Origin of the sequence: Methylobacterium sp. 092160098-2, assembly GCF_028920805.1 — a bacterium.
Classification (GTDB): domain Bacteria; phylum Pseudomonadota; class Alphaproteobacteria; order Rhizobiales; family Beijerinckiaceae; genus Methylobacterium; species Methylobacterium fujisawaense.
In genome coordinates this window covers 115,027-127,533 of the sequence record NZ_JAQPZJ010000004.1, presented here as the reverse complement: position 1 = coordinate 127,533, position 12,507 = coordinate 115,027, and the positions used below count along the sequence as shown (strand labels likewise).

Annotated in this window: 12 protein-coding genes; 3 read left to right on the top strand and 9 right to left on the bottom strand. The window is 65.1% G+C overall.

What is annotated here, in order from left to right; all coding sequences use genetic code 11:
• Nucleotides 1-76 precede the first annotated feature (76 nt).
• Nucleotides 77-628: a hypothetical protein gene (locus PQI07_RS36175; RefSeq protein ID WP_043075337.1), complete on the bottom strand. Its 552-nt coding sequence runs from the start codon at nt 626-628 to the stop codon at nt 77-79.
• Nucleotides 625-1,245, bottom strand: coding sequence for a recombinase family protein (locus PQI07_RS36170; protein ID WP_043075338.1), 621 nt, complete (start codon nt 1,243-1,245; stop codon nt 625-627). Before PQI07_RS36170 ends, PQI07_RS36175 begins: the two co-directional genes overlap by 4 nt.
• Before the next feature lie 95 nt (nt 1,246-1,340).
• Here PQI07_RS36170 and PQI07_RS36165 point away from each other — a divergent pair, with 95 nt between their 5' ends.
• Entirely contained in the window at nt 1,341-4,334 is a 2,994-nt protein-coding gene (locus PQI07_RS36165) for a Tn3 family transposase (RefSeq protein WP_043075339.1), read from the top strand.
• 251 nt (nt 4,335-4,585) lie between these two features.
• Here the strand turns inward: PQI07_RS36165 and PQI07_RS36160 are convergent, their stop codons facing one another.
• On the bottom strand, nt 4,586-5,095 hold the full coding sequence (locus tag PQI07_RS36160; protein WP_274929266.1) for an ISAs1 family transposase: 510 nt from the start codon (nt 5,093-5,095) through the stop codon (nt 4,586-4,588).
• A gap of 230 nt (nt 5,096-5,325) precedes the next feature.
• Between PQI07_RS36160 and fliP the strand changes: the two genes are divergently transcribed.
• Both fliP and PQI07_RS36150 read left to right on the top strand, forming a co-directional pair.
• Nucleotides 5,326-6,096, top strand: a complete 771-nt coding sequence (gene fliP, locus PQI07_RS36155; RefSeq protein ID WP_274929265.1) for a flagellar type III secretion system pore protein FliP — start codon at nt 5,326-5,328, stop codon at nt 6,094-6,096.
• 375 nt (nt 6,097-6,471) lie between these two features.
• Nucleotides 6,472-7,740 carry a porin gene (locus tag PQI07_RS36150; RefSeq protein WP_274929264.1) on the top strand — a complete coding sequence of 423 codons (1,269 nt, stop codon included), beginning with the start codon at nt 6,472-6,474 and terminating at the stop codon, nt 7,738-7,740.
• A gap of 74 nt (nt 7,741-7,814) precedes the next feature.
• Here the strand turns inward: PQI07_RS36150 and PQI07_RS36145 are convergent, their stop codons facing one another.
• The 6 genes from PQI07_RS36145 to PQI07_RS36120 form a co-directional block, all read right to left on the bottom strand.
• Nucleotides 7,815-8,150 carry a hypothetical protein gene (locus PQI07_RS36145; RefSeq protein ID WP_274929263.1) on the bottom strand — a complete coding sequence of 112 codons (336 nt, stop codon included), beginning with the start codon at nt 8,148-8,150 and terminating at the stop codon, nt 7,815-7,817.
• Between the two features lie 98 nt (nt 8,151-8,248).
• Nucleotides 8,249-8,671 (bottom strand): hypothetical protein, encoded by a 423-nt coding sequence (locus PQI07_RS36140; protein WP_274929262.1) that lies wholly within the window; start codon nt 8,669-8,671, stop codon nt 8,249-8,251.
• Nucleotides 8,672-8,971: 300 nt separating this feature from the next.
• On the bottom strand, nt 8,972-10,432 hold the full coding sequence (locus PQI07_RS36135; protein ID WP_274929261.1) for an aminotransferase class V-fold PLP-dependent enzyme: 1,461 nt from the start codon (nt 10,430-10,432) through the stop codon (nt 8,972-8,974).
• A 19-nt stretch (nt 10,433-10,451) separates the two neighbouring features.
• A complete protein-coding gene (locus tag PQI07_RS36130; RefSeq protein WP_274929260.1) occupies nt 10,452-10,937 on the bottom strand; it encodes a DUF4395 domain-containing protein in 486 nt (161 codons plus the stop codon).
• A gap of 447 nt (nt 10,938-11,384) precedes the next feature.
• Nucleotides 11,385-11,990, bottom strand: a complete 606-nt coding sequence (locus PQI07_RS36125) for an SCO family protein (protein WP_274929259.1) — start codon at nt 11,988-11,990, stop codon at nt 11,385-11,387.
• Entirely contained in the window at nt 11,987-12,505 is a 519-nt protein-coding gene (locus PQI07_RS36120) for a c-type cytochrome (RefSeq protein ID WP_274929258.1), read from the bottom strand. Before PQI07_RS36120 ends, PQI07_RS36125 begins: the two co-directional genes overlap by 4 nt.
• Between the last annotated feature and the right edge of the window lie 2 nt (nt 12,506-12,507).

Here is a 12,507-nt window from a genome sequence, read left to right as displayed (position 1 = left end):
GGGGTGCCGACATAGGACGGGCACAAAACCACGCTAAGGAGACAAACGAGGAACGAAGTTTGGGTTGGAGCGATGCTCAGGGGCCCAGTTCACCTGAGAGAAGGTACAGCTCCCATGTGGCGCGGCCCCGGGCGCTGATGGTCAACCTCTCGGGACTGCTCGGGGCGCTCTCCAGCAGGCCCAATTTGACCAACGGTCGGATCGAACTGGCGCTGATCACATCCTTGAGCTCGGGTTCGTAACCCTCGACGACGAGCCGCCAGCCCTGGGTTCCCCGTTCGGTCAGAGCGGGTTCGAGATGCCCGAGGCGCAGGCGATTGCCCTGACGGCCAAGGATGAACAGGCAGCAGGACCAGAATGCGTTCCTAGGACGCGGCGGAATGAACCCCCATTCGAGCGGGCCAGCCGTCGGCTCGGTCACCGGCGAGGCCGATCGGTGCGGGTCCTGGGCATCGGCGAAGCCTTGCTTGTAGGCGCGCTCCAGGGCTCGGGCGATCGTGCCGGCGGTATCGACGGCCCGGCCGTATTTCCGATCGTACCGATCCTTGAAGACGATCGCCCGAGCCTCCTCGCGGAAGTCGACCTTGCGGTAGGCGTTGGCCGGGGGCTTGCGCGGCGGCCGGCTCACGGGCGGACTCCGGCCACCGGTTTGCGATGGCGTTTGACGATCTCCGCCACTGTGTTCTTGCTGAGCCCGAGTTCGCGGCCGATCAGCCGGTAGCTCCGCCCGGCCTCGATCAGGGCCAAAACCTTCGGGGCGAGACGGTCGGATTTCGGCCTCTGGCCGGTCTGCCGCCCGAGCACCCGGCCCCGTGCCCGGGCCGCCGCCAGGCCCGAGCGGACACGCTCGCGCAGGAGTTCGCGCTCGAACTCGGCGATCCCGGCCAGCACCGTGGCCATCATGCGGCCGGTCGCGCTCGCCAGGTCGAAGGTCATGCCGCTCATCGCCACGACAGAGACGCGCCGGGCTTCGAGTTCACGCAGGGTTTCGAGAAGGTCGAGGGTCGAGCGGCCCCAGCGCGACAGCTCCGTCACCAGCACCACGTCGATCCGGCGGGCTTGCGCCAGCGCCATGACCTTGCGGCGCTCGATACGGTCGAGCTTCACCCCCGAGCCGGTTTCCCTGAACACGCCGACCACCGCGTAGCCGGCGCGCTCGGCGAAGGCACGCAGATCGCGCTCCTGACGCTCGCAGGATTGGTCCGCGGTCGAGACCCGGCAATAGATCGCCGCGCTCTGTCCCAATTGAACCCTCCCGGCCCTGCGCCCGCCAAGTCCTTGTTCCAGCTTGGCCTGCCGGCATCGCAAATAGCCATTACTCCAATTGGGACAGAGCCGCCATGCCACGCCGCCGAGCCGTGACCCGAACCCAACTCGACGCGTTGCTCGCCCTGGCGACGGACGAAGCCGACCTCGTCCGTTACTATACCCTGTCTCCAGCCGACCTCGCGGTCATCGCCCGGCGGCGGCGGGCTCACAATCGCCTCGGCTTTGCCGTCCAGCTCTGCGCACTGCGCTATCCGGGGCGTCTGCTCCATCGCGGTGAAGTCGTGCCGCGGGAGGTTCTGACGTTCATCGCCGACCAGCTCGATCTGCCCTCGGACGCTCTGGTCGACTACGCCATCCGGTCCCAGACCCGCTACGACCAACTCCAGGCCCTCTACACCGCGTTCGGGTTCAGGACCTTTGCCCGGCCCGATCGCATCGCGATGGCCCGATGGCTGCTGCCCCAGGCCCTGGCCACGACGAGTGGCACAACGCTCGCCCGGCTTCTCATGGAGGAGCTTCGCCGCCGGGCCATCGCCGCACCGGGTCCCACGGTGATCGAGCGTCTGACCGCCGACGCCTTGTCTCAGGCGGACCGGTATGTGGACCGTCAGATCGATGCCCGGCTCGACAATCGCCGGCGTGCCGCATTGGACGCCCTTCTGGACGTTCCCGCCGAGGCTGTGCTGAGCCCGCTCGCCTGGGCGCGTCAGCCACCGGGAGCGGCAGGACATCGCGCGTTGGTGCGCCTTCTCGGCCAGCTCGGGCGGCTTCGATCCCTCGGGCTCGACGCTACGCTCGTCGAGGCGATCCAAACCGATCGCCGCCAAGCCCTGGCCCGCGAAGGAATGCGCCTGTCCGCACAACACCTGAAGAGCCTGTCGCCCCTCCGGCGGCACGCCGTCCTCGCCGTCACCGCGCTGGACGCCATGACCCGCCTTACCGACGAAGCCGTCGGCCTGTTCGACCGGCTCGTGGGAGGGCTGTTCCGGCGGGCCGAGCGACGCGCCGCCTCCGAGTTGCAGGCCAACGCGCGGGCCGTCAACGACAAGATCCGGCTCCTCGCCCGCGTCGGGCATGCGTTGATCGCGGTGCGCGACGCACGAGGCGACGCCTTCGCGGCGATCGAGAGCGTCATCTCCTGGGACGGCTTCATGCGTGCGGTCGCCGAAGCGGATCGCCTGTCCCGTCCGGACGGAGCCGACCATGCCGCCCTTGCCGCCGCCAGTCACGGGCTCGTGCGCCGGATCGGCCCCCTGTTCCTCGACAGCTTCGCGTTCCATGGGATCGCCAGCACGGATGGCCTCCTGCGGGCGGTCGAGCGCATGCGCGTCTTCTATCGCGGGACGCGCCGCACGCTCCCAGGCGACCTACCGACCGGGTTCGTTCGGCATGGCTGGCGGAGCGCGGTCCTGCGCGGCGGTCACCTCGATGCCGCCGCTTACGAACTCTGCCTCTTCGCAGAGTTGCGCGACAGGCTGCGCGCCGGGGATGTCTGGGTCGCCGGCAGCCGGCAGTACCGTGCCATCGAAGACCAGATGATCCCGCAGGCACTGTTCACCACGATGCGGCAGGCAGGACCGCTGCCGCTCGCCGTTCCGGACGATCCGTCCGTCTATCTGCAAATGCGCAAGACGCTCCTCGGAGAGCGCCTGGACCAAGTGGAACGGCGTGCCGACCGCAACCTCCTCGCCGACGTCCGCATCTCCGCGACCGCCTTGCGGATCACCGCGCCACAGGCGATCACCCCCGAGGCCGCCGAAGATCTGGCCGCCCGCATCCAGGCCCTGATGCCGCGGATCCGGATCACGGATCTCGTCGCCGAAGTCGACGGCTGGACCGGTCTTTGCGACCACTTCACCCATCTCCGGACGGGCTTGCCGACGTCCGATCGGCGCATCGTCCTGACGGCGGTGCTGGCCGACGCCACCAATCTCGGTCTCACCCGCATGGCCGACGCCTGCGCGGTGGCCAGCTACCGCCAGCTCGCCTGGACGGCCGGATGGCATCTGAACGAGGACAACTATGGCCGGGCGCTGGCCGCGGTCGTCGCCGCTCAACACGCTCATCCCCTGGCCGCCGCGTTCGGGGCTGCGGTCGTGTCGAGTTCCGACGGGCAGCACTTCCCGCTCGGTGGGCACGCCGAGGGCGCCGGGACGATCAATCCGCACAAGGGATCTCACCCCGCCGTCTCGTTCTACACATTCATCTCCGGCCGCTATGCCCCGTTCCACACGAAGGTCATCTCGGCGACCGAGGGCGAAGCCGCCCACGTCATCGATGGCCTTCTCTACCATGGCGGCGGCGTCGACATCGCGATCCACCACACCGATGGCGGTGGCGTCTCGGACCATGTGTTCGGGCTCTGCCATCTGCTCGGCTTCCGCTTCGCGCCGCGCATCCCGAACCTCTCCGATCGCAGGCTCCATGCCTTTGCCCCGGCCGGGCGATGGCCGACGCTCGAACCGTTCCTGGCCGGCCGGATCGACGAAGCGTTGATCACGCGCCATTGGGACGACCTCCTGCGCTTGGCGACCTCCGTGCGCGTGGGCAGCGTGCCCGCCTCGCTGATGTTGCGGCGCCTCGGATCCTATCCGCGCCAAAACGGGCTGGCCCTGGCGCTGCGGGAGCTGGGGCGGATCGAGCGCACCCTGTTCACCCTCGACTGGCTGGAGGATCCCGGCCTGCGCCGACAGGCGAGCGCGGAACTGAACAAGGGCGAGTCCCGCAACGCGCTCGCTCGGGCGGTCTGCTTCCATCGCCTCGGGCGCATACGGGATCGCGACGCGGAGAGCCGTCAACATCGCGCCAGCGGCCTGAACCTGGTTGTGGCCGCGATCATCCTCTGGAACACGGTCTACATGGACCGCGCCATCCGTCAGTTGCGCCGCCAGGGCGAGCCCGTTCCGGACGATTTGCTCGCTCACCTGGCACCGCTCGGCTGGCAGCACATCAACCTCACCGGCGATTACATCTGGACCGGAGAAGCGGCGATCGGGCTCGATGGCTTCAGACCCCTCAACCGCAAGCACACTGACAGGTCCGATGTTCTTGCTCTGTCCGCTTAGCGTGGTTTTGTGCCCGTCCTATGTCGGCCCCCCGGGTAGACGGTGATGCAGCGGTCTTCCTGCCGGTTTCGCCCGCGATGCCGGCTGCTCTCGACCGCGATGGGCGCTCGCGTAGCGACGACGTGTTCGAGACGGCACAGCAGGGCCGGCTGGTTGGTCTTGACCTGGACGATCACCTCATTGCCGCTCTCACGCACCGGCTCAAACGTTGTTTTGGCAGTGCAGAGCGTCGAGCGTGATCACGCACCCGCTCAAGCCATCTCGGCAATCAGGGCTTGGACCGCCGAAATCTCGTTGGACTTCTCGTCGACGACGGCGTGGGCGAGGATGATCTGGTGGTCGACCGCAAAGGCGCTGAGAACATGCGCCGCCTTGCGGTCGGCGAACTGGTCGAATCTCTGCCGCAAGGTCTTGCCGTCGATGGCAACGAACCGGGACGGCGTGTCTCCACAGGAGCGATCAAGCCCCTCGGCATGGCGCCGAAATGCCTGCTCCAAGGCGGCCGGATCGAGTTGCTGCAAAATGCCTCGCACCGACGTGTAGGCCGGCGCCCGACGCAGCACCGCTTGGGGAAAGGCGGCGTTGAGGAGCGAGAGGCGTCGCTGGATCAGCGTATGAATTTGCCGGTACGAGCGCGCCCCGCTCAGCAGGGCCATGAGCGAAAACACGATCACCCCAACCTGGCTGTACATCCTTCCCTCACGCCGGCGCCGATCCGGGATCAGGGCTAGGCAGGATACGAGATCGAGCGCCGTCGCCATGGGGCAACCTGCGCGCTGGGCTGCGCCCCATAGAGTCACACAAACCGACGCCGCAAAAGCGGAAACGCCGCTCCCCAAACCGGCAGACGCGTCACTCAGTCAAAAGCGTTGAACAGCCCTGGGCTGAGGCGCCTGCCCCCTCCTCGTGTTCTCAGAATGGCGCTTCCGGTTACAAGCAGAAGCCGCTAAGGCGCTCGACAGGCCTTCTCTGGACGAGGGCAGAGGTTCTGATGGTTCTATCGCGGCAACAATCCCGAACACCATCCGGAAGACCTGGGGTCCTCGGGCTTGCGCAGACCCTTGTTCTTACCTTCCTCCTCACCGCAACTCCGGTCGACGCTCAGACCCTTGAGCTTGATCTCGGCGGTGTCGGCGCCTCCGAACGTGCACTTCAACTGGTTGCACTGATCACGCTCCTCTCGCTGGCGCCGTCGGTGCTGCTGGTCGTGACGTCGTTTACCCGCATCGTCGTGGTCCTCTCAATCCTGCGCTCCGCGTTTGGCACCCCGACGGCTCCGCCCAACGCTGTCATCACGGTGCTTGCCCTGTTCCTGACCGCCTTCATCATGGCGCCAGTCGGACGAGAGGCCTACCGCACGGGTATCGAACCGCTGCTGGCCGGGGAGATCGAGCAGGGGGAGGCTTTTGCGCGATCGCTGGCCCCCTTCCGGAGGTTCATGCTGAAAAACGTTCGTGAGAAGGAACTCGATTTCTTCCTCAAGCTGGACAAAGCGCCTCCTCCAGCCAAACCGGATGACATCGGTCTGGAGGTGATTGCGCCGGCCTTCCTGCTGTCCGAGCTGCGGCGCGCCTTCGAGATCGGGTTTTTGCTGTTTGTCCCGTTCCTGATCATCGACTTGGCCGCGGCTTCAGTTCTGATGGCTCTGGGCATGCAGCTGATGCCTCCGGCCAGTGTGGCCTTGCCGCTGAAACTGATTTTCTTCGTGCTCGTCGATGGCTGGAATCTTTTGGTGGGGTCCCTCCTTCAGAGCTATGGGTAGGAGGGATTTTCGCGATTCTCAGCGCCGCACGAACACCGGAACTCGTCTTCCGAAGGAATTTCGAGGGAGACGCCCGCGTCGGCTGAAGGCTGACGCAGGGCCATGTCCGGATCTGCGTGGGCTCGTCCCACGGCCGGCTTGAGGCCGGTGGGAACACGATGCCACCTTTGGCTCCCATCAACATCGGAGCACCGATCGCCTTTGTTGTCCGGCCCGCAGCCGCTGTGGCGAGAAAAGCAGCCCGGCCTGCAAAGTCTCCAAGATGGCTGCTTTGCTTATCGCTTGGACAGGTTGCCCGGACTTTACTCTTGATCCAATTTTGAGCCCGTAGTGTCTGAGGGCGAGGGCTCAACCAGCAGGCGCCCGGAGAGGATCATGAAGCACATCGGCATATTCCAAGCTGTGGTTTTGCTGGGCCCGGCCACGGTCGCCGCAGCGGCCGACCTGAACTCCGCCCCTCCGGTTGCTGTGCAGTCCTGGTGGGACACGGTCTCGATAACAGGTCATGTCGAGGCAGGGCTTACTGCCAACCCCGCCAGCCCGCCGGACGGGATCAATTTTGGCCACCTCTTTACCGATAAGGCCAACCGCTTCCTGTTGAACCAGACCGTGTTGACGATCCAGAGGCCGCTCTCGACGGACCCGAGCGGGTACGACGTCGGGTTCAAATTGCAGACCCTGTATGGTTCGGATGCGAGGGCAACGCAGTTTCTGGGGCAGTTCGATTACTCCATCAACGGGCTCAATCAGTTTAACATTGTCGAGGCTTACGGAGTCGCCCATCTGCCTTGGCTGACGGCGGGCGGGATCGATGTGAAGTTGGGACAATTCGTTACCCTGGAAGGAGCAGAGGTGATTTATGCTCCTGATAACCTGCTTTACTCTCACTCCTACATCTTCAACTTCGGCATCCCCTTCAAGCACACCGGGATTCTCACAACCACGCACGTGAATGAAGTTCTCGATGTCTTCGCCGGGGTCGTGAGCGGCGTGAACACCACGCTCGGCAGGGGGGACAATAACGGGTCGGCCAGCTTTCACGGTGGCTTTGCCCTGAACAACCTTCTCGGGAGCGGCCTCACGATCACAGCAACAACCTTGATCGGGCCAGAGAATCCCGGCGTTCCGAGTATTTCGCAGGCGTGCCTCTGCAACCCGAACAGGTCACTCCGCTACCTCAACGACGTCACCGCGGTGTGGAAGGCCAGTGAAAGGCTGGTTTTCACAACCGATCTCAACTACATCAAAGACGATGGCTTCAAAGCCGACGGCTACGGCGTGGCGCAGTACGTGTCCTATGCGGTTAACGATTGGCTGAAGGTCGTAGTCAGGGGTGAAATTTGGCGGGACAACAAAGGCTTCTTTGTTGCCGCATTCCCGGGCAACTTTGATTTCGTGAACGCCGAGTACGGGCGCCCAAATGGGAGCTACAGCGGCGGCCGAACGACCTACGGCGCTGTCACGGCGGGCCTGAACCTGACTCCGACGCTGTCAGAGAACATCTTCGGCATCAAACAGCTGATTATCAGGCCAGAGGTTCGCTACGACACCTCCTTGAACGGCACGACACCCTTCGGGCGCGGCACCAAGGGATCTCAGTTTACATTCGGGGGCGATATCATCGTTCCTTTCAGCGTGAAGTAGAATATGTTGCGGCAGGCACGCAAGGCGGTCTCGTCGGGCTCTCGCGAGCCCATGTTGCCTGGAGAGGTTCGCATCTAAATGCCGGGCCCGCGCAAGCGCCGGTAGAGAGCCCTGACGGCATCCATGTAGTCTTGATCTGGGTTCTGGGCGCAAAACGTGCGCAGAAAATCTACTTGCGCCTGAAGCGGAAAAGAGCGTGGTGTCAGATCCAAGCCTTCGTCCAAACCTGCGGGCGCACGAATGAGAACGCCGCTCATGAACCCTTGTGCCCAAGCAAAGAAGTACAGCTCGGCTGCTTGGGTCGAACCGATCTCCTTGTTGAATTCAGCGCAGGTCTGGGCACCGATGCCGACGATCTTGGCCGTCGATTGCGCCTGCGCGGATGTCGCGACCGCGATGCCGAGGGCCACTATCAGTGTTCTTCGCATCGAAACTCTTCTGCGCTCCAGGGTTGCGGGACAGTTCCGGCCGGACACGGATGAGCTCCGGCCAGCGCGCGGTCATGGCGCTATGCGCCGTTCCCGGGCTTCGAGTAGGTCGGCGGTGTGGACGGTGGCGGGATGGCCGGTCGCGCGGCCTCCTGCTCCAGCGAGCACTTCTCGTAGAGTTCGCCCGAGGCAATCATGATGATGCGTTTCCCGCCGCCCGCGACGAGGCGGATCGCCAGAAGCGTCCGCCCCGTCGGCCAAACGACCGCTTGCGTCGGCCTGTCGTCCCGCGGCGCGCCGTAACGTCGAACCCCCTCCCGATAGATGGCTGCGTAGGCCGACGGGATCTCGGCCTCCGCGAAAGGCCGGCTGAGCCAGATGACCTGCTGCAGACCCTCCTCCTGACAGACCTCGAGGACGATTTGCTGGGTGTCGGACCCGGACGCCGGGGGCTGGCCGTGGACGTAGAACAGGGCCGTGACGTTCCCCTCGCGATCCGCCATGGATGGGCGGGGCACGGATGTGAGCGGCCCCCATGCGAGACCGAAGGGTGCATCTCCCGCCGGTGCCCCTGAGACGGCGCCAGCCCAGAGGAGTGCCGTCGGGAGCAGGAGTCGAGGCGCTATCGCCATGGTCCACCTCGGTGTTGCCGGTCCTGCCAATCTTCGCTGCCCGACGATGCGCCGGCCGGGCTATTCGGCGGCCTGCCGGAGCTCCCTGCACGTATCCTGACCCCGAACTCGGGCGCACGCCGCTTTGGCATTTCCGTCGCTCGAACTGCCGGCGGCGGGCTCCCTCATGCCTCACCGCCCGCGCGACGCCTCGGAAGCACAACCCCGGCGCACGGCGCCCAGCGAAAAATGTTCATCGAGATCCGGCGACCAGCCGCGCGCAGAGTACTCGCCACTAGCTCGATCCTGGCAGTATTGCCCCTCATATTCGCCGCGCGCAATCGCAGTCAGCGCTTCGGCGAGCCTGTCGATGTCTTCGACCGTGTTGTAGGTGCCGAAGCTCACGCGGACCATACCCGGCATGGCCCGGCGATCGCCCGCCGCCATACTGGAGCGGATCTGCAGCACATCTTCAGGTGTCAACCCGAGCAGATGGATGAGATAGGGGTGCGCGCAAAAGCAGCCGTTGCGCACGCCAATGCCGAATTCCGTTCCGAGCACGGCCGCGACCAGGGCGTGGGAGTAGGGTTCGAGATTGAACGCGATCACACCCAAGCGCTGAGAAGCGCGCGCTGGATCGGCCTCACCGTAGAGGCGCAGGCCCTCGATCTGCGCCATCCGTTCCAGCGCGTAGGCCGTGAGCTCGGCTTCGTGGCGGGCGATGGCCTCCATCCCGATGTGATTCAACGTCTGCATCGCGGCAGCCAAGGCCACCGCGCCCACCACATTCGGTGTTCCCGCCTCGTCGCGATCCGGCGCATCGGCCCAAGCGACGCTCTCGAGTGAGACGAACTCGATCGTGCCGCCACCGCGATATTCCGGCTCACCCCGCTCGAACGTGTCTCGTCGGCCGATCAAGGCACCGGTGCCGAACGGCGCGTACATCTTGTGCGCCGAGAGGGTCACGTAATCCAGATGGGCTGGATCCTCGAGCGTGCCGATGTCGATCCCCCGGTGCGGAGCCAGCTGAGCGCAATCGACCAAGATCTGCGCCCCGGCGGCGTGCGCCTTCACCGCCAGCCTCTGAAGGTTGGGCATGACCCCGCTGACGTTGGAACCGCCGGTGACAGCCACCAGCTTCACCCGGCCCGCATGCGTTTGGAGCAAGCGGTCGAGATGAACCTCGTCCAGCCCACCGTGCGCGTCGACACCGATGTGCTCGACGCGCGCCCGCGCCCGCCAGGGCAGGTCGTTGCTGTGGTGCTCCAGTTGCGAGACCAGCACCACGTCTTCGGGAGAAAGCGGCAGCCGGTAGGATAGCTTGTTGATGGCCTCGGTGGCGTTCTTGCCGAAGATGACGACGTGTTGGCGTGGGTTTGCCCCGACGAACTGTGCCACGGTCTGGCGCGCATCCTCGTACGCTTGAGTGGCGACGCGGCTCTTGAAGCCCGCGCCGCGGTGTACCGAGGCGTACCACTCCATGAACTGGTTGACGGTGTCCAAGACATTGCGAAGCGCCGGGGTGCTCGCGGCATTGTCCAGGTTGATGTAGCGCCGCGTCGATCCATCGAGCACGGGCACGCGCCGGTCGAGGCCGACGATCCGCTCTCGCACGGCGACAGGCGGGACAAAGCGCGAGATATCAGCTGCCACGTTCAGGATAGCTTTCGAGTTAGCGCCGTCCGTCGATCGTGCAGGCGCCGTGCCCGCAAATCTCGAAGGCCTCGTCCTTGGTCGCCCAACCGCGCCGGACCATCAGGCCGTGGATCTCGCAGCCGAGGCACAGGCCGAGCACGGCTTCGAGCCACATCAGGGTCAGGCAGATCAGGCAGATCGTCAGGGGCAGTGCGCCGCGGATGCCGCTGTTCGTGATGATCACCATCGCCAGCGACATGACGAGGCCGAGCGTCCAGGCAAACCGCTTCGGCTTGGCCGACGCCCATTGGGGCGCCTGGCGCCGTGTCATCCAGCGCGCGAGCAGACCCATGGGGCTATACTTGAGCCCGACGGTCACACGGATCAGAAACTCGATGAAGAACACGATGGTGACGATTTGGATCGGCACATACACCCTGGCAAGATAAGCGTACGCGAACGCCACCGCGCCGAGCACCATCGTCAGACCTGCGGCGGCGCGCACCTGGTTCTCGTCGAACACCGCCGCCCGCACTTCGCGGCCGTCACAGGATAGACCCTGGATGACATCACCGTACGGTTTCCGGATCCCGGCCAGGGTCCAGGACTGGGCTGAAGACATCGCCATTTGAGGGTTCCTCCTAGTGCACAGACGCAGACGGTCGCATCACGATGTCTCCTGCTAACTACGTGCTACCGCAGAATAAATTCGCTCGATTGCTGTACGGTTTGTCCGCGTCAGTGCACCAGCTCGATCTTGAACCACTGGGGCGGCTGAACGGGTCGAGGTGACAAACCGGGCCATTGTCCCGCTGAGGCGCCCGACCCTGGCTTGAGCGCGTAAGAGGTGCCTTGTTCCATCGACCCTCCGCGGTCTTCTCCGTGAACCAGCTCTCGAAGCGAGCGAGCGGTTGTCTGCTGCTTGCCGGCCCGGAGGCTTCGGCTCTCTCCCTCTCGTCTGACTTGTGCGTCATCCCTCCCGGAGCAACCGCTTGAGCTTGGCTCGGCGCATCTCCTGGCTTTCCTGCGGGCTGAGCGCGCTGAAGAACTGACCCTCGCGGTCCATGAGATAGACGGTCGCGGTGTGGTTCATCGTGTAGTCGCCGCCCTCGGTTGGAAGCTTCTGGCGAAAGACCTTGTAGGCCTTTACGGCCGCCGCCACCTCCTCTTCCGACCCGGTCAGGCCGACGATGCGCGAGCTGAAGGACTGGACGTAACGCGACAGGAGTTCCGGCGTATCCCGCTGGGGATCGACGGTGACAAAGAGCACCTGCAGCCGACCGGCTTCAGGCCCGAGCGCCTTGAGGTCCTCCGCGAGTTCGAAAAGGGTGGTCGGGCAGATGTCGGGGCAATGTGTGAAGCCGAAGAATACGGCGAAGGGCTTACCCTTCAGATCCTCGCTCGAGAGTGACTGCCCATCGTGTGTGGTGAGCCGGAAGGGACCACCGATCGCCGGCTTGCCGATCGCCTGAACGGCGGGCGCAGTCGGCCGTCCCATCTCACTGAGGTAAAATGCGGCGACAGCAACCACGGGGACGAGGGCGACGATCAGAACGAGCAGGAGACGCCGGGTCATGAGCGACCTCCTCTGGGAGCAGGCTCGGCCTCTCCCGCTTTTTTAAGAAAGGCGATCAAGGCCGCAATCTGATCTTCGTCACTGAGGCCGGAGAAGATCATGCGCGTGCCGGGCACGAGCGCGGCCGGTGCTTGCAGGAAGCGGGTTAGCACCGCTTCGTCCCAGATCAGACCATTGTCACGCAGAGCAGGCGAGTAGGGATAGCCTGCAATTCGACCGGCTAAGCGACCCAGCAACCGGTTGAGGTGCGGCCCCGCCTTGTGATGGGCGCCAGGACCGATCTCATGACAATGCGCGCAGGGGCGGAACACGGGGGCGAAGGTCTCGGGTGGGATGTCCGGCGGTGCCAGCCCGGATGTTTGAGGCCGCGCCTCCGCTGCGGAACGCGGGGCCGCCCCGGCGTCCGGCCGCAGAGAGGCATTCTGGCTGAACACCAGGGCTGCTGCCGCGGCAACAGCTGCTGCCGCGGCAAGAGCCATAGCCATCATCACCGCGCGCGTCGTGAGGCGGCCCATAC

Bases quoted from the DNA above. Each gene is read 5' to 3' on its own strand.
- PQI07_RS36165 (WP_043075339.1), top strand. From the start codon at position 1,341: ATGCCACGCCGCCGAGCCGTGACCCGAACCCAACTCGACGCGTTGCTC.
- PQI07_RS36160 (WP_274929266.1), bottom strand. From the start codon at position 5,095: ATGGCGACGGCGCTCGATCTCGTATCCTGCCTAGCCCTGATCCCGGAT.
- fliP (WP_274929265.1), top strand. From the start codon at position 5,326: ATGGTTCTATCGCGGCAACAATCCCGAACACCATCCGGAAGACCTGGG.
- PQI07_RS36150 (WP_274929264.1), top strand. From the start codon at position 6,472: ATGAAGCACATCGGCATATTCCAAGCTGTGGTTTTGCTGGGCCCGGCC.
- PQI07_RS36140 (WP_274929262.1), bottom strand. From the start codon at position 8,671: ATGGCGGATCGCGAGGGGAACGTCACGGCCCTGTTCTACGTCCACGGC.
- PQI07_RS36125 (WP_274929259.1), bottom strand. From the start codon at position 11,990: ATGACCCGGCGTCTCCTGCTCGTTCTGATCGTCGCCCTCGTCCCCGTG.
- PQI07_RS36120 (WP_274929258.1), bottom strand. From the start codon at position 12,505: ATGGGCCGCCTCACGACGCGCGCGGTGATGATGGCTATGGCTCTTGCC.